Genomic DNA, 16,318 nt, shown 5'->3' on the forward strand with positions numbered 1-16,318 from the left:
TAACAAAGCCCGGGCTTGAGAAAGTCTGGGCTTTGCGCATAAAAAAGGCTGTGTCAGCGTTTTGACACAACCTCATTATTTTATAGATTATCTTACTTGTCTTTTATTTCGATTTTGTTCCGAAGTTTGTAGAGACAACTTCAAGTTTGAGTAAATACTCTGGATATAAAGGGTTGCCTTGAGCATCTTGTATGCTTCCTTTGCTACCCCCTTTCAAACGTGCATAGCCAGGTTTCAGGTCATGTTGTATGCTAATAACATTGCTCGAAGAACCATAATAGCTATTACTTGAGGAAGCATCTGTGGTTACAAGTACTGGAATAAGTATGAATTTGTTCCAATCACTATATTTTTCCCATTCTTCAATATTATGAACCTCTTTAGATTCTGTTTTGCCTTCGGAGTTAGTTATTTGGAGAGTTATCGTACCATTCTTGAGTTTCTTTTCTGCTTCTTCTCTTTCTCCATCCTCTAAACAATTATTTATCATTTGAGTGATATTGTTGAATGTATATTGGGTAAAGTTAGTTGTAGTAGGATTAAATAGAGATGAAGTTATACCATCGCTAAGTTGATTACCTTTGAAGAAACTATCTTTATATTTTTTACGTATTAATAAAACGTTATTAGGAGTAGACATGCCAAACTTCTTATCACTGGTTTCATTATAGATAGGAATCCCTAATTTTACCGCATTCAAAGTATCTCCTTGAAGCTTTTCTGCTATTTGACTAACAGGGAGAGTTAACTGAGTAAAGATTCCAGCTGGACTTTTTAAATAAGTCCATTCAGATTTATTGATGCAATTTTGAATAGCTACTTTATCATTCTCTAACTGGTTTGCTTGAATAACTTCACGAGTGGTAGCAAAGGTACGATATCCATAGTAAGTAGAGTCTTTATACTCTCCATTTTCTTCTGCTACTTTCTTTTGCAATTTAAGACCAGTAATTGTATCGACAGCATAGCATTTATACACTACGTTCATTTGAGCTTGATTTATGTAAAGTACCGTACCATCACCGTAATCACTTTTCACATAAATTCCCTTAAAAATCTTCCTAAACTCTTTATTGTCAAGATTGACACCTAACTCATTGGCTTTTTTTATAATCTCTTTACCAATTTCCTTGGCAGCTTCGTCTCTGAAAGAAACATGAACACTAGGGACATACGTACTAAGATTACGAATAGAGTCTTTTACTGAAAGATCGACTGCTGTATAAGCTTTCGTGCCTAATAAGCTATTAGGATCTGCGTGATCGTAGTAGTTTTCCGGATTAATATTTGTATAGTAGGCATGTTCAGTATCTAAGTTCTCGCTCAATTCATAGACACTCAAACGACAAGCTGTTAATGAATCTCCAAAGTAACTGCTATACCATAAATAAAGTTCGATAGTGTGGATGTTACCAATGATTTTATTGTTGTCATCACGTATGAATGTGACATCTTTATTATCTTCATTATCATCCCCTACCATTACGCGGGTAGCTTTCTTCTCTTCGTCCAAAGCAGTACCATCATATACTCCAGGGAATGTCATTCCTGACGGACAGTTGAGTTCTGCCAAGAAGCCTGCCTGATAAGTTCCAAATATTTCATCAGTGAACTTACCTACATACCCTATATTAGTCATTGCATAAATCTCACCGGCATGAACGGATTCGGTAGTTACATCAAATGTAGATAGCTTTCCATTGATATTTTGGTCGCTTCCCGGAAACATTCCCAATCCCAGTCCGGCAGTGTTGTCATCACAACCCCAAAAGGTGATTGCCAGTAAAACTATTAAGGCGTATTTTGTTTTCATGATCGTCGTATCTTGATTTTTTTTATTCTTCTTCGTTTGCAGTCGCATCCCATACCTGATCGTAGAACTCGTTGCAGGCATCTGCATAGTTTTCCGGGTTCTGGTAGTCAAGCACCAGTTTGCCAGATTGGCGGGCGTATTCAATAATAGACTCGTCTACTTTTTCGCTGTTTTGTATGACTCCATCCGAATAATCAACGGCGAGTTTGCACAGAGCAGCATAGTCTACCGGCTCTTTCAAATCACCTAAATCTTTTTTGGAAATACCTTTCAGCATCAATTTGGCTGCGAAATCGTCGCTAAGTGTACTCTTGAAATCATCTTCATAAACAGAGAATACCACTTTAGCGTCGCGAAAAGAAGGTTCGTCTTTATAGGCTTTCTTAATATAAAGAGGAGCTAAAGCTGTCATCCAGCCATGACAGTGAATGACATCAGGACACCAGCGAAGTTTTTTCACTGTTTCCAATACACCGCGTGCATAGAAAACGGCACGGCTATCGTTATCATCATATTCTATACCATTTTCATCCGTTGTCTGCATACGATTCTGGAAATAATCATCGTTATCGATGAAATATACCTGCATACGTGCGGATTGGATAGAAGCAACTTTTATAATCAAGGGGTGGTCAGTATCGTCGATAATCAGGTTCATACCAGAGAGGCGGATCACTTCGTGCAGTTGATTTCTGCGCTCATTGATATTTCCCCATTTAGGCATAAAGGTTCTGATTTCACGGCCTTTTTCTTGTATCGCCTGTGGAAGGTTTCTACCTATATTGGCCATTTCGGATTCTGAAACGTAAGGTGTAATCTCTTGAGTAATAAATAAAACTTTATTCGCCTTTGTCATAATAACAATAGTTCACTATAATATTCTGCAAAGATACGAAAAAAAAGACACATTAAATAAGATATTCTTTCTTTATGTGGCAAATATTAGTTTATTTTGCAGAGTTTTTGCAAACGAGTAAAACATAAACCAATTGACGAAAATGAAAGTAGTGCACACTATCAAGGACTTACAGGCAGAATTGACTGCCCTAAGAGCCCAAGGTAAAAAGGTGGGACTGGTTCCTACAATGGGTGCTTTACATGCGGGACATGCATCTCTGGTAAAGCGCAGCGTAAGTGAGAATGGTGTAACTGTTGTGAGTGTTTTTGTGAATCCCACACAGTTTAACGATAAAAATGACTTGGAGAAATATCCGCGTACATTGGATGCAGATTGCCGTTTGTTGGAAGAATGCGGGGCGGATTTCGCTTTTTCTCCTTCAGTTAGCGAAATGTATCCGGAACCGGATACCCGTCAATTTAGCTATGCACCATTGGATACGGTGATGGAAGGAGCTTTCCGTCCGGGACATTTTAACGGTGTTTGCCAAATTGTCAGCAAGCTGTTTGATGCTGTACAGCCGGATCGTGCATATTTCGGAGAGAAAGACTTCCAGCAGTTAGCGATTATTCGTGAGATGGTTCGACAATTGAAATATAACCTTGAAATTGTAGGTTGTTCAATTGTACGTGAGGAAGATGGACTGGCATTGAGTAGCCGGAACAAACGTTTATCTGCAGAAGAACGTGAAAATGCTTTAAATATTTCTCGCACCTTATTTAAAAGTCGTAACTTTGCAGCCACTCATACAGTGAGCGAGACGCAAAAGATGGTTGAAGATGCGATTGAAGCCGCTCCGGGTTTGCGTATGGAGTATTTTGAGATCGTAGACGGAAACACATTGCAGAAAATTAGCAATTGGGAAGATACTTCCTACGCAGTAGGATGCATCACAGTGTTCTGTGGAGAGGTCCGGCTGATCGATAACATTAAATATAAAGAATAACTAAAAAGACGAAACCTTATGATGATTGAAGTGTTGAAGTCGAAAATTCATTGTGCACGTGTCACGGAGGCAAATCTGAACTACATGGGTAGTATCACGATTGATGAAGACCTGTTGGATGCTGCAAACATGATTCCGGGAGAGAAAGTGTATATCGCTGATAATAACAACGGTGAACGCTTTGAAACCTACATTATCAAAGGTGAACGCGGTTCGGGCAAAATTTGTCTGAATGGTGCTGCTGCCCGCAAGGTGCAACCCGATGATATTGTGATAATCATGTCCTATGCATTGATGGATTTTGAGGAAGCCAAGTCGTTTAAACCGGCTGTAATTTTCCCTGATCCTGCTACGAATAAAGTGGTAAAGTAGAAAGTATCTTTAGATATTTGAAATGAGAAAAGCCCCGTTTACAGTTCGTAAACGGGGCTTTTCTTATTCTACTTTTTTATGCCGGGGGTGATCGATGTTCTACCCACGTGTGAGTTGGTTTTAGCCCGGGTGTTAATAAGCGGCAGTTAGTTGCCGGCGTTTGTTTTCAGTTGCTCATTCATAGCAGCGGCAGCTTTACGGCCATCACCCATCGCCAGAATTACGGTAGCTCCACCGCGAACGATGTCACCACCTGCGTAAATCATTGGGATAGAAGATTCCATGTTGTCATTTACTGCGATAGTTCCTTTTCGTCCTAATTCCAGTCCTTTGATAGAGCTTGGAACAATCGGGTTGGGAGATACCCCAACGCTGACAATGGCCAGGTCTATATCGATTGTTTCTGTCGCTCCCGGGATGGCTACAGGACTACGACGTCCGGAAGCATCCGGTTCGCCTAATTCCATCTTTTGCAGAATAACTTGTTTTACGCAACCTTGTTCATCAGCAATATATTCGATAGGATTATGCAGAGTGAGGAATTCAACTCCTTCTTCTTTGGCGTGTTTTACTTCTTCGATACGTGCAGGCATTTCTTCTTCCGAGCGACGATAGATAATAATAGCACGTTCAGCGCCAAGACGTTTTGCTGTACGGACAGAGTCCATAGCTGTGTTACCACCACCGATTACTGCCACATTCTTACCGAATGCTACCGGAGTGTCTGAATCTTCGCTGGCGGCATCCATCAAATTGACACGGGTGAGGTATTCATTTGAAGACATGATATTGATAGAGTTTTCTCCCGGGATATTCATAAAGTTTGGCAGTCCGGCACCGGAAGCCACGAATATTCCTTTGAAACCTTCCGCTTTCAAGTCTTCTACACCGATAGTTTTTCCTACAATACAGTCTTTGATGAAGTTAACGCCCATCTTACCGAGATTGTCGATTTCTACGTCTACAATCTTGTTTGGCAAACGGAATTCGGGGATACCGTATTTCAATACACCGCCAATTTCATGCAGCGCTTCAAATACAGTTACATCATATCCATATTTAGCCATATCTCCGGCAAATGCCAATCCTGCAGGTCCTGAACCGATAACAGCTATTTTGATGCCGTTTTTCTCTGCAATGACAGGTACGGAGATTTGTCCGCTTTCACGTTCGTAATCAGCTGCAAAACGTTCCAAATAACCGATAGCTACCGGCTTTTCATTCATTTTCAGATGAATACATTTTGATTCGCACTGTTTTTCTTGCGGACACACACGACCGCAAACTGCAGGGAGCGCACTTGTTTCTTTCAATGTTTTAGCAGCTTCGAGGAACTCACCGCGTTCGATATTCTTAATGAAGCGGGGAATATCAATACCTACCGGACAGCCTTCCATACATCCAGGATTAGCACAGTCGAGACAGCGTTTGGCTTCTGTAACAGCCTGTTCTGCTGTTAATCCTTGATTAACTTCCTCTTTACGGCTGTGTGAACGGTATTCAGCATCGAGTTCATTCATCTCTACACGAGGAATAGCCGTACGTTCTTTTGGCTTCATGGATTTGCGTAACTCCTGTCTCCAAGTAGCATTACGACTTTTTTCATCGATTTCTTTGGTTGCTTCACATTCCGATTCCAGCTTATGCATTTCTTCGCGTTCGATATTCTTGAACGCACCCATACGTTTCAGCATTTCGTCGAAATTCACTTGGTGACCGTCGAATTCCGGACCATCTACACAAACGAATTTAGTCTTTCCTCCTACAGTGATACGGCAAGCACCGCACATACCTGTTCCGTCCACCATGATAGTATTTAGCGAAACATCTGTCGGAATTTCATATTTTTTAGTCAGCAAGCAAACGAATTTCATCATGATGGCAGGGCCAATAGCGAAACATTTGTCTACTTTCTCACGTTTGATAACTTCTTCTACACCTGCTGTCACCAGACCTTTACGGCCGTAAGAACCGTCATCCGTCATGATAATTACTTCGTCAGAGCTTTCACGCATTTCTTTTTCCAGGATGATGAGATCTTTATTGCGTCCAGCCAATACAGTGATAACACGGTTACCGGCAGCCTTCAAAGCCTGTACGATAGGAAGCATCGGAGCCACACCTACACCACCACCAGCGCAGATTACTGTTCCGAATTTTTCTATATGGGTAGCTTGTCCGAGTGGGCCTACTACGTCAGTGATAGATTCGCCTTCATTCAGCTCGCAGAGACGGGTAGAAGAAAGCCCGACTTCCTGCACTACCAGAGTAATGGTACCCTTTTTCAGGTCGGAACCTGCGATAGTCAATGGCATACGTTCTCCTTTTTCGCCTACACGTACGATGACGAAGTGTCCGGCCTTACGAGATTTAGCAATTAAAGGAGCTTCAATTTCAAATTTGAATACTTTTTCAGAAAAGCGTTCCTTGCTAATGATTTTGTTCATTATCTAATTAATTTGTTGTTTTTATTACGTAACTGCTATCAGAATGATATAAATTTTGGCAAAGATACAGCTTATTTGCGAAATATAAAAGAAAAGCCACTCTTTTGATGAGTGGCTCTCTATATAAGGGTGCTTTTATTAGTCTGTCAGATCAAGTCTTAGTCTATCTTGTCGAAGCCGCAGTACGGAACCAACGCTTTCGGAATTCTAATGCCTTCCGGAGTCTGGTTGTTTTCGAGTAGGGCAGCAACGATACGTGGCAGTGCTAATGCTGAACCGTTTAGTGTGTGGCAGAGTTCGGTTTTCTTTTCTGCATTACGGTAACGGCATTTCAGACGATTGGCCTGATAGGTATCGAAATTGGATACGGAACTTACTTCCAACCAGCGTTTCTGTGCCTCTGAATATACTTCGAAGTCGAAACAAAGGGCAGCAGTGAAACTCATATCACCACCACAGAGGCGGAGGATACGATATGGAAGTTCCAGTTTTTGCAACAGACCTTCTACGTGGTCTAGCATTTCCTGATGAGATTGTTTGGAGTGTTCCGGTTTGTCAATGCGAACCAATTCTACTTTGGAGAATTCGTGCAGACGATTCAGTCCGCGCACATCTTTACCATAGGAACCAGCTTCACGACGGAAACATTGTGTATAGGCGCAATTCATTATTGGCAACTGTTTTTCTTCCAAAATTACATCACGGTAGATGTTGGTTACAGGTACTTCTGCTGTTGGAATCAGATATAAATCATCTACTTCACAATGATACATTTGTCCTTCTTTGTCAGGAAGCTGTCCTGTGCCATAGCCGGAAGCAGCGTTAACTACTGTCGGTGGCATGATTTCAGTATATCCGGATTTGCGTGCTTCGTCCAGGAAGAAGTTGATAAGAGCGCGTTGAAGTTGTGCGCCTTTACCTTTATATACAGGGAAACCTGCACCTGTGATTTTTACACCCAGATCGAAGTCTATTAAATCATATTTCTTAGCCAGTTCCCAGTGGGGGAGTGCATCTTTAGGAAGTTCAGTTTCCATACCTCCCATTTTTTCCACTACGTTATCTTCAGCGCCTACACCTTCGGGTACGCTGTCGTAAGGAATGTTGGGGATGGTGTAAAGTACATTCTGCATATCTGTTGCAGCCTGTGTCATAGCGGCGTCTAATTCTTTGTTACCTTCTTTTAGTTCGGCAACGCGTGCGCGTGCAGTCTCAGCTTCCTCTTTCTTGCCTTCTTTCATCAGTTGACCGATGGTGCGTGAAAGCGAGTTAACCTCTGCCAGATTCTTATCTAATTCATTTTGTGTGCTACGTCTCTTGTCGTTAAGAGCGATCACTTGATCGATCGTTTCCTTTGCATTTTTGAAATGCTTCTTTTCCAGTCCGCGGAGTACCGCCTCTGTGTTTTCTGTAATTTGTTTAATGGTAAGCATATCTATACTTTTTATGAACTTTCTTATTTAAGGCTACAAAGATAAAGAAAAAACGAATAATCAAGCAAATATATGTGTTATATATAATATATATGATGTGTCTATGATATATATAATACATGTATTGAGCTGTATAATAAACATATATGCAGTGAATGATACATACATGTCTCTTTTAGAGTGATATATAAAACTCTGGTTGTTAAAAAGAAAGGAGATGTAATCCAATGGATTACATCTCCTTCTCTTAAATATTTTCAGTTGTGCAATTATGCCTCAGTAGCAGGAACAACAGAAACATATCTTCTGTCTTCTTTGCCAACTTTGAAGCTAACTGTACCATCTACTAAAGCGAAAAGAGTGTGGTCTTTACCCATTCCGATGTTTTCACCCGGGTGGAATTCAGTACCTCTTTGACGAACGATGATGTTACCTGCTTTGCAAGCTTCGCCACCAAATATCTTAACGCCTAATCTTTTACTTTGTGATTCGCGGCCGTTCTTAGAACTACCGACACCTTTCTTATGTGCCATTTCTTCTTACTTTTTAATTGATTAAGCTACTACTTCTGTAATTGTTAATTCAGTGAACTGTTGACGGTGGCCGTTCAGTTTTCTGTGTCCTTTTCTTCTTTTCTTGTGGAAAACAAGAACTTTGTCGCCTTTAACCAAGTTTGAAACAACCTGGCAAACAACTTTAGCGCCTTCTACGGTAGGAGCACCTACTGTTACGTTTCCGTCTTTGTCTACCAAAAGAACTTTTTCAAATTCTACTGTTGAACCGTTTTCTGCACCTTCGATGTGGTGAACGAACAACTTTTGACCAGCTTCTGCTTTAAATTGCTGACCGTTAATCTCTACAATTGCGTACATCTTATATATAAATGTATAAGTTAGCTCCGGCGGGTGGTCTTTAATCACTTAAAGAACTCTTTATCGAACCCGTTGCGGAATAATCGGGCACAAAAGTACTATTTTTATTCGTTCCCGACAAATATTTCTTTTATTTTTTATAGGAGATAAAATGATTACGGCAAATAAATGAGCATTTTAGCTCTCATTGTAGCCTATTGGACTAATTCTCCTAAATTCTGCATAATGATTTTGTGTGGATAAACACGAAGTTCCTCTCCCGTTGTCATTCCGTTCAGCACACCTGCAAAATCGACTCCTGCATTCTGCGCTGTTTCGGCATCTACGGTGCTATCTCCAATATACAATGTCTCTTCGGGGCTACTTCCCAGATGTTCCAATGCAAATTTAACTCCTTCCGGCGAAGGTTTCGGTGCTTTTACATCTTCTCCTCCCACTACTATATCAAGAAAATCTTTAGGCAGAAATTCTTCCAGATAACTCAATATCCGGAAACGATACTTGGTAGAGATAATTCCGACGCGGGCACCCCGTTTCTTCAATTCTTTCAGTGTAGACAATGTGTCGGGAAAAAGACGGGTATTTACATTCATGTGTACATCAGCTTCCAGTCTGTACTCCTGCCGGAAGGCCTCCAGCTGTGCCGGGTTGGTAATTCCGGTAAGGATACTGAATGATTCTTCCAATGTTTTGCCGATTGTACGCTTGATAGCTTCATCAGTAACGGTTAAATACTGATGCCGGGTAAGCACAATTCTGAAACACTTAACGATACCACGCGACGAATCGGCTAGTGTGTAGTCGAAATCGAATAAATAGGTTTTGTAGTTCATTGGGGAAAACTTTTCCGCAAAAGTACTAAATACTTTTCTTATTTCACAGCTTCTACCGTGTATCCTTGTCTTTTTAGTAAGTTTAATAATCCTTTTTCTCCGGGGAGGTGCAGGGCGCCTACTGCAACAAAAGTCGGGGCAGCCTTCATGATTGCCGGTAGTTTTTCAGCCCATGCTTTATTACGGTTGTAAATTAGGACATCTTCTTCGCCGGGAAGTGCGTCACATTGATCGCCTTTACGTTCTTCACTGATTTTAAGCATGGTGTTCAGATCTTGGTTCATGTAGGCGTTTGTGAGCCTTTTCAGGTTTTCTACTTCAGTCTCTATATGGTTAAGAGTGCACATTAATAGTTGTGCTTGCCGTTGTAGTGAACTGCCATTGAAAAGCAGATTGAATTGGAATTCTGCAGTTTCCAGTCCGTCCACCTTTTTTCCGTTTTGGATGGCTTGGCTTTGAAAGAATGTGTCGAGTTGCTCTTGCGGGTTGAATTTCCCTATATGTTTTACGTAAGCCATCACCACTACATTATTTAATAAGAAGGCAGGTTTTAGCTTCGGAGCCATATTTAAATCTACCATCAGGTTTTCTTTGCAGAATTTATTAGCAGTCTCAAAGTCTTTCGGAGAAAGGAGAGAGTTTAGCGTGGTATCACTTTCAATCATCATTGCCTTTTGCATCTTTTCCATGGTGGCAGGCGATTGCATTTCCGACATTTTCATCTCTCCATATACTTGTTGAGTTTCATTCATAGCCTTTTTAAGTCCGGCAATGCTATCCATGATGCTGAACGGTGCTAGATGGTGAGTGCCTATGATGTAGGAAGGTTGGTTCAGTCCGTTGCCGGACACTTTCCATAAAAGCTGTGCATTGGCGCTGAATGCCACGCAAATAAATAGAACTGCTCCGATGAATGATTTCATAATTTTATATCATTAGAAGTTGATAATTAACGTATCCTGCCGCCGCTTATCCAGTGTTTGGTATAATAGTTCTCGTTCAAGTTGCTGACGATCACTCCTTTACTGGTGCTGGAATGAATAAACTTACCGTTTTTGAGGTAAATGCCTACATGAGCTACTTTATTTTTTGAACGACTGCTGGTGAAGAATACCAAGTCTCCTTCCCGGAGATTCCGTTTGGCGACTTTATTACTTTCTTTTTTTAGATCTTCCGTGTTACGCGGCACTTGGGTGCGGTATACCTTACGGTACACTTGATAAACTAATCCCGAACAGTCGGCTCCTCGTTTCGAATCACCTCCACCACGATAGGGAACCCCTATCCAGTCGGCTGCTTCCAGATAGAGCTTATGGTTATCCTCCATATTAATATCTACCCCCAACAATATAGAAGCTCGCGCCAATGCTTGATAATCCAGCCGGGGTGCGGAAGTGCGGCAGGAACTAAGGCTGGCAACCAGTCCTAATAAAAGGATGAATTGCAGGAAGTATCTTTTCTTTCTATTAGGTTTCTTTATACTAGACTTATGGGTATCAGACTTTTCTGTTATATATCTCATCATAATTATTTTATCATTCCCTATTTACCGTTTACTCTTCTTCTACATTAAAATAATCCTCCAGTTCTTTCTCTGCGGAGTTGTCCTCGTTGATAATATCCCGGATGATGACACCGTGTTCCAATAAAGCAATCCTCGGACATACATCTACGGTATGATTGAGATTGTGACTGGATATGATAACCGTAGCTTGATGCTCCTCATTATATTTCTTGAGCAGATGTTTGATGATAGACTGAGAACTTGGATCGAGAAAGTTGAATGGTTCGTCCAGTATCAGTAATTGCGGGTAATGAAGCATGGCAGAAATAATTCCGATCTTTTGCTTGTTACCTGCGGAGTAGTTACGGATTAGCTTCTTGTGCCCGATCACTTCTCCACTCATAAAACGTTCGAAAGGAATCAGACGTTCGTCCACTTCTTCTTTCTTTAGTCCGTACATCTTTCCGATGAAATAGAAATATTCTTCCGGAGTGAGATAATCAATCAGAAAACCATTGTCAATGAAAGCACCGGTAATGCTTTTCCAGTCTTCGCTTTGGCTGACATCAATATCATTAATAATCACCTTACCATCGTCTGCTTTTAACAGATCCAGCATGATTCGGAAGAGAGTTGTTTTACCGGCACCGTTGTTTCCCACCAATCCGAGCATATCGCCTTGATTGATTTCGTAGTGTTCTATGTCTACGGCAATCTTCTCACCGAAATTCTTTTTAAGTTTGTCAATGATAATCATGATCTTCAATGTTTATATGGTTAATGATTCATGAGCGTTTATTGGCGGCTGTCTCTGAAGCCTTCCATGTTTTCGTATCGCCGTTTCATGAAACGATGATATACATTTTTAATCCATAAAGGAGAAGTCAGGGTAAATCCGAGACCGACAACTAACAGAATAATGTAAGTGATTGTTTCACCTAAAAATGCATTTAATAGACTGTATAAGATGAGAGGCACACCGAAAGCAGCGAAATTAACCACCATCTGTATAGCGCTATTCGTTTGTCGGCTTGCCACTTTCTCGTTTAAGGGGACCGTCTGTTTGTTGTAGACAGCCAGTTGGAAAAAACAGAAATAAATAAAGCCGATGGTATAGAAAAACCAGGCGAAGGCGCCCAGTAAAGTGAGTTTATTCATGATGATGGCGGGAATCATGAGTATGAAAGGTATGATTTCGCCAATGCTGTATGTGTAATATTTGGCTTTCAGTAGACTCATAATTGATTCTTTACGAGACATCAGGCCATCAATGTAATTACCTTCGAATGACATAATCTGTGAAAGGATAATCATTCCGAATACGGCAAAGTTGTATACACAGATGAAAGAAGTCATGAAATTCCCGTCGTAGACACTGGAAAAGCTAAGTGCGACGGAGAAAGCCACCACTACAATTGCGATATTGCGTAATGCACCTTTGCAGCGGCGGTTGCGTAAAAGCATTTTCAGTTCCAGCCTCATATATTCGCCAACTTCCCCGTAGCGTTCGAAGAATTTATATTCGGAGACATGTTTAATCTGACTATCTTCTACTTTTGCCAGCTCTGCATAGATAAGTCCGGACATGATCTTGCGGTTAATCAACCATAAAATGGCAATCACAAGTATGGTGCCGAGAAAATAGAGAATGTTGCCCTGTATGTATCCGTCTCCCAGATCCATGAAGAAATAGAAGAGAGGACTATCTTCGGGAATAAAAAGAAGGCAACCTATTCCACCGTAGAAAGCAATAGGTAATAGAATCCACCAAATACGTTCGTTGATAAGAGTGCGGCAAAGCAAGTACCAGTAATTATTGGCAATAATCAATAGCAAGATACCGATAAGATAGGTGATGACACCGGGGATACCGAAAAACTTGGTAATAGTGATGAAGGAAAAAGGGACAAACAGAAACAACCAGAACAGGTTGAACAGGCTTAGTCCCGAGCGGATTAGTAAAAAGTCGATGACACGAATTCGTTTAACCGGCAGCAGGAGGTAAGGTTTTACCTCCTGCGTCGGTGTTTTTTGAAACGGAACACGCAACAGAAAGTCCAGTGCCAGGATAAAGATCAGAACCACTGCGTTCATCACATGATATGGTTCCCGGTTGGGAACCATATCAGAAAATCCGAACGCGAACGTCGTACCGAAGAATATCAGGTAACCAGCCCAGAATGCGCCCATGACATAACCGAGTATTTTAGCAACTTTGTTCTTTTCATACATCGGATGCCGTTTGGCGGCAAGCCTTCCATGTTTGCGTAATTCGTTGAATATCATCATTCGGTAGATATACTAGAGAATTTTTATTTGTTTTCTTCCGGCACGGTCATGATGACTTGAATTTCGTTGTTCTGTTTCAGCAATTTGGCGAGGAAGTCTTGCACTTCTTTCGCTGTAATGCTGTTGACCAACTTTTCATAGTCTTTTGTATTATCTACACCCGTGTAGAGGTATTCGTCCATATTATTAAGCCAGTAGCCGTTTTCTTTCTGGGCGTCTTTATACTTCTTCAGCATATATTCTTTGATCTTCTGCATGTGTTCGGCAGACGGACCTTCTTTTGCCATTTTGTGAAGTTGTTCTACAACAACAGCAGACAATTTATCTTTCTTGGCAGGGTCAGTTTGGAATACAATCTGAAGAACAAGTTCCTCTTTCGGGTATTTACCAAGACTTCCGTTACAGCTTACACCGTATGTACCTCCTTCTTTTTCACGGATTTCAGCAGTGTAAACCAAATCCAGAGCCTGATCTAAGAAGCTAAGCAGGACATTGTTGCGCAAGTCATATTTGCAAGTGCCGCTATAAAGGAACATGATGGTAGCCATCGGAGTTTCCTGTGCTTTCGCAAATACATTTTTGATCTCTCCCTTGCGGATGTCCATCTTGTTATCTTTGAAAGTCTCTTTACGGTTGATAGATGGCAGACCTCCCAGATATTTGGCGATTAACGGTTTCATTGTAGCCAAGTCTACGTTTCCTACCAGGAAGAAAGTGAAATCACTTGCATCTTTGTAGCGGTCTTTGTACATTTCAAGAATACGGTCATAGTTGATCTGGTCTACCATGTTTTCTTTCATTCTGATAGCGCGTGGATGGTGACCGTATAGTACGCTTGTAATAGTGTCACTGAAAGCAGTCATCGGGTTAGCGTCTGCATTTTGAAGTTCAGCTTTCAAACGGTTCTTGTAAGATTCGAATGCTTCGTTATCCTTACGCGGAGATGTGAAAGTCAGATAAGTAAGCTGCATCATTGTCTCAAAGTCTTTCGGAGCACAGCTACCGGAAACAGTTTCCGTAGTGTTGCCGATACCCGCACCTACGTTTGCACGTTTGCCAGCCAAAGCTTTACCCAGATCTACTTTGCTGAAATTACCGATTCCACCTACTAGAGCTACTCCGTTTAATTGAGAGATATTGATAATTTCTTCGTTCGGGAATACGCTGGTACCACCGAAGCTTACACCTTTCATTACAATCTGGTCAGCCTTGAAATCAGTTGGTTTCACATATACGGTTACGCCGTTGGAAAGTACCAACTTAGTTGTACCATAGATTTCGCCAGCTTTTTCAGAAACAATCTTACCGCCTTTAATATCTTCAGAGATCAGCGGTTCGTTAGAAACTTTATCTTCATAAGGTTTCAGATCGAATGACTTCATTTGTTTCAATAAAGCAGCAATTTCTTCTTTAGTAGGGTATTTTGCTCCTTCTTTTTCCGGACCGGCCAGCAAAACCACCTGATTGTTGTCAGTGATTAGTTGTTGCATCACCTGATTGACAGCTTCTACAGGGATATTCGGAGCCAGTTTGTTTACCAGTGTATATTCAACTTCAATTCCCGGAATCGGTTCTTTTTCAAGGAAATTGTTAACGTATTCGTTGACGTAAGAACCACTTTTAGTCTTTTCACGTTCGTTGTAAGCAGATTCTACGGCTTGCAAATAGTTGGCGCGTGCGCGTTCATATTCTGAAGCGGTAAATCCGAAGCGGCGTGCACGTTCCGCTTCTTCCAAAACAGTTTTCATTGCTAAATCGATACCGTCTATTTTGCTGCTTGCATCAAGTGCGAGTGCTTCTTTAGTCTTGGCAAGGAAATAGTTTCCATATTCTGCGCTTGCACTAGTGAAAGGAGGATTAGCGGTTTGACGGAGTTCGTTCAAACGGTTGTTCAGCATATTCATAGCCATGCTGACCATATACTGAGTAGCATAATAAGCAATGGTGTTTTTCAAAGAATCCGGTGTAGCGTCTTGTTTGAAGAAGATGTTCACATAAGGATTCTTCACTTCCTTGTCTGTACCGATATAGATAAGCGGTTCCTGATTATCTGCCACTGGATAGTAGATACGTTCGGCCGGGTTTACCGGAGCTTTTACATCTGCAAATACCTTTTTCAGTTTAGCTTCAATTTCATCTACATTGATATCACCTACAATAACGATTCCTTGTAAGTCCGGACGATACCATTTCGCATAATAATCGCGGATATCCTGATAAGGGAAGTTGTTGATAACATCAATACTTCCGATAGGCATACAGTCTGAATATTTAGAATCCGGATACAGAGTCGACTGTGCATCAGTCATGATGCGAAGCATACCACTGTTGCGGCTTCTCCATTCTTCGCGGATAACACCACGCTCTTTGTCAATTTCCTTGTCGGCAAGGTTGATAGCGTTCGACCAGTCGTGAAGGATCAGCAGACAAGAGTCTACCACGTTTATATTTTCAGTTGGTACGTTGCTGATGTTGTACACCGTCTGGTCGACACTGGTATATGCATTCAGGTTCGTGCCGAATTTGATACCTTTTGTTTCACACCAGGGCACGATGCCAAGTCCGGTTTCATCACCTGGGAAGTGCTTTGTTCCGTTGAAAGCCATGTGCTCCAGAAAGTGTGCCAGACCACGTTGTTGTGGTTCCTCAAGAATGGAACCTACTTTCTGGGCGATGTAGAATTCAACTCGTTTTTCGGGAAGGGCGTTGTGGCGAATGTAATAGGTAAGCCCGTTGTCTAGTTTACCGATACGAACATTCTTGTCCACAGGTAACTCTTGCATGGGTTGTGCAAGTGCGAGCTGGAAATTGCAGCATATAAAAAGGACTGCAATAAATAATCCACGTAATAAATGTTTCATGTTCTATTTAGTTTAAATAAATATTTCTGTGTTATTTGTCGTTGTGCTTG

The 16,318-nt window shown here is 41.3% G+C and carries 14 protein-coding genes; 2 read left to right on the forward strand and 12 right to left on the reverse strand.

Annotated elements, in window-relative coordinates; genetic code table 11:
* Positions 1 to 103: 103 nt before the first annotated feature.
* Both AB5217_RS10615 and AB5217_RS10620 read right to left on the reverse strand, forming a co-directional pair.
* Entirely contained in the window at positions 104 to 1,813 is a 1,710-nt protein-coding gene (locus AB5217_RS10615; protein WP_032854787.1) for a DUF4270 domain-containing protein, read from the reverse strand.
* A gap of 22 nt (positions 1,814 to 1,835) precedes the next feature.
* Positions 1,836 to 2,669: a glycogen/starch synthase gene (locus AB5217_RS10620; protein WP_004304593.1), complete on the reverse strand. Its 834-nt coding sequence runs from the start codon at positions 2,667 to 2,669 to the stop codon at positions 1,836 to 1,838.
* A gap of 142 nt (positions 2,670 to 2,811) precedes the next feature.
* Here AB5217_RS10620 and panC point away from each other — a divergent pair, with 142 nt between their 5' ends.
* A complete protein-coding gene (gene panC, locus AB5217_RS10625) occupies positions 2,812 to 3,657 on the forward strand; it encodes a pantoate--beta-alanine ligase (RefSeq protein ID WP_004301788.1) in 846 nt (281 codons plus the stop codon).
* A gap of 18 nt (positions 3,658 to 3,675) precedes the next feature.
* Positions 3,676 to 4,029 (forward strand): aspartate 1-decarboxylase, encoded by a 354-nt coding sequence (gene panD, locus AB5217_RS10630; protein WP_004301789.1) that lies wholly within the window; start codon positions 3,676 to 3,678, stop codon positions 4,027 to 4,029.
* Between the two features lie 146 nt (positions 4,030 to 4,175).
* On the opposite strand, the gene AB5217_RS10635 is transcribed toward panD, so the two are convergent.
* The 10 genes from AB5217_RS10635 to AB5217_RS10680 all read right to left on the reverse strand — a co-directional run bounded on the left by AB5217_RS10635 (position 4,176) and on the right by AB5217_RS10680 (position 16,268).
* Positions 4,176 to 6,476 carry a bifunctional dihydroorotate dehydrogenase B NAD binding subunit/NADPH-dependent glutamate synthase gene (locus AB5217_RS10635; RefSeq protein ID WP_032846183.1) on the reverse strand — a complete coding sequence of 767 codons (2,301 nt, stop codon included), beginning with the start codon at positions 6,474 to 6,476 and terminating at the stop codon, positions 4,176 to 4,178.
* A gap of 158 nt (positions 6,477 to 6,634) precedes the next feature.
* On the reverse strand, positions 6,635 to 7,909 hold the full coding sequence (gene serS, locus AB5217_RS10640; RefSeq protein WP_032846181.1) for a serine--tRNA ligase: 1,275 nt from the start codon (positions 7,907 to 7,909) through the stop codon (positions 6,635 to 6,637).
* Positions 7,910 to 8,178: 269 nt separating this feature from the next.
* Entirely contained in the window at positions 8,179 to 8,442 is a 264-nt protein-coding gene (gene rpmA / locus AB5217_RS10645) for a 50S ribosomal protein L27 (RefSeq protein ID WP_004301792.1), read from the reverse strand.
* Between the two features lie 21 nt (positions 8,443 to 8,463).
* Complete coding sequence (rplU, locus tag AB5217_RS10650) at positions 8,464 to 8,781, reverse strand: 50S ribosomal protein L21 (RefSeq protein WP_004316691.1); 318 nt, start codon at positions 8,779 to 8,781, stop codon at positions 8,464 to 8,466.
* A 194-nt stretch (positions 8,782 to 8,975) separates the two neighbouring features.
* On the reverse strand, positions 8,976 to 9,614 hold the full coding sequence (locus AB5217_RS10655) for an HAD-IA family hydrolase (RefSeq protein ID WP_004309869.1): 639 nt from the start codon (positions 9,612 to 9,614) through the stop codon (positions 8,976 to 8,978).
* A gap of 38 nt (positions 9,615 to 9,652) precedes the next feature.
* Positions 9,653 to 10,537 carry a TraB/GumN family protein gene (locus AB5217_RS10660; RefSeq protein WP_004304599.1) on the reverse strand — a complete coding sequence of 295 codons (885 nt, stop codon included), beginning with the start codon at positions 10,535 to 10,537 and terminating at the stop codon, positions 9,653 to 9,655.
* 26 nt (positions 10,538 to 10,563) lie between these two features.
* Positions 10,564 to 11,136: a C40 family peptidase gene (locus tag AB5217_RS10665; protein WP_004304600.1), complete on the reverse strand. Its 573-nt coding sequence runs from the start codon at positions 11,134 to 11,136 to the stop codon at positions 10,564 to 10,566.
* A gap of 31 nt (positions 11,137 to 11,167) precedes the next feature.
* Positions 11,168 to 11,875, reverse strand: coding sequence for an ABC transporter ATP-binding protein (locus AB5217_RS10670; protein WP_032843113.1), 708 nt, complete (start codon positions 11,873 to 11,875; stop codon positions 11,168 to 11,170).
* A 38-nt stretch (positions 11,876 to 11,913) separates the two neighbouring features.
* Positions 11,914 to 13,407 (reverse strand): DUF5687 family protein, encoded by a 1,494-nt coding sequence (locus AB5217_RS10675; RefSeq protein WP_004304601.1) that lies wholly within the window; start codon positions 13,405 to 13,407, stop codon positions 11,914 to 11,916.
* A gap of 23 nt (positions 13,408 to 13,430) precedes the next feature.
* Complete coding sequence (locus AB5217_RS10680; RefSeq protein WP_004309865.1) at positions 13,431 to 16,268, reverse strand: M16 family metallopeptidase; 2,838 nt, start codon at positions 16,266 to 16,268, stop codon at positions 13,431 to 13,433.
* Positions 16,269 to 16,318 lie beyond the last annotated feature (50 nt).

It is taken from the genome of Bacteroides sp. MSSM.1001136sp1_RTP21357st2_D2_RTP21359_211015, from assembly GCF_040913205.1.
Taxonomy (GTDB): domain Bacteria; phylum Bacteroidota; class Bacteroidia; order Bacteroidales; family Bacteroidaceae; genus Bacteroides; species Bacteroides ovatus.

Coding starts and splice junctions, on each gene's coding strand:
- AB5217_RS10615 (WP_032854787.1), bottom strand. CDS start 1,813: ATGAAAACAAAATACGCCTTAATAGTTTTACTGGCAATCACCTTTTGG.
- AB5217_RS10620 (WP_004304593.1), bottom strand. CDS start 2,669: ATGACAAAGGCGAATAAAGTTTTATTTATTACTCAAGAGATTACACCT.
- panC (WP_004301788.1), top strand. CDS start 2,812: ATGAAAGTAGTGCACACTATCAAGGACTTACAGGCAGAATTGACTGCC.
- panD (WP_004301789.1), top strand. CDS start 3,676: ATGATGATTGAAGTGTTGAAGTCGAAAATTCATTGTGCACGTGTCACG.
- AB5217_RS10635 (WP_032846183.1), bottom strand. CDS start 6,476: ATGAACAAAATCATTAGCAAGGAACGCTTTTCTGAAAAAGTATTCAAA.
- serS (WP_032846181.1), bottom strand. CDS start 7,909: ATGCTTACCATTAAACAAATTACAGAAAACACAGAGGCGGTACTCCGC.
- rpmA (WP_004301792.1), bottom strand. CDS start 8,442: ATGGCACATAAGAAAGGTGTCGGTAGTTCTAAGAACGGCCGCGAATCA.
- rplU (WP_004316691.1), bottom strand. CDS start 8,781: ATGTACGCAATTGTAGAGATTAACGGTCAGCAATTTAAAGCAGAAGCT.
- AB5217_RS10655 (WP_004309869.1), bottom strand. CDS start 9,614: ATGAACTACAAAACCTATTTATTCGATTTCGACTACACACTAGCCGAT.
- AB5217_RS10660 (WP_004304599.1), bottom strand. CDS start 10,537: ATGAAATCATTCATCGGAGCAGTTCTATTTATTTGCGTGGCATTCAGC.
- AB5217_RS10665 (WP_004304600.1), bottom strand. CDS start 11,136: ATGAGATATATAACAGAAAAGTCTGATACCCATAAGTCTAGTATAAAG.
- AB5217_RS10670 (WP_032843113.1), bottom strand. CDS start 11,875: ATGATTATCATTGACAAACTTAAAAAGAATTTCGGTGAGAAGATTGCC.
- AB5217_RS10675 (WP_004304601.1), bottom strand. CDS start 13,407: ATGATGATATTCAACGAATTACGCAAACATGGAAGGCTTGCCGCCAAA.
- AB5217_RS10680 (WP_004309865.1), bottom strand. CDS start 16,268: ATGAAACATTTATTACGTGGATTATTTATTGCAGTCCTTTTTATATGC.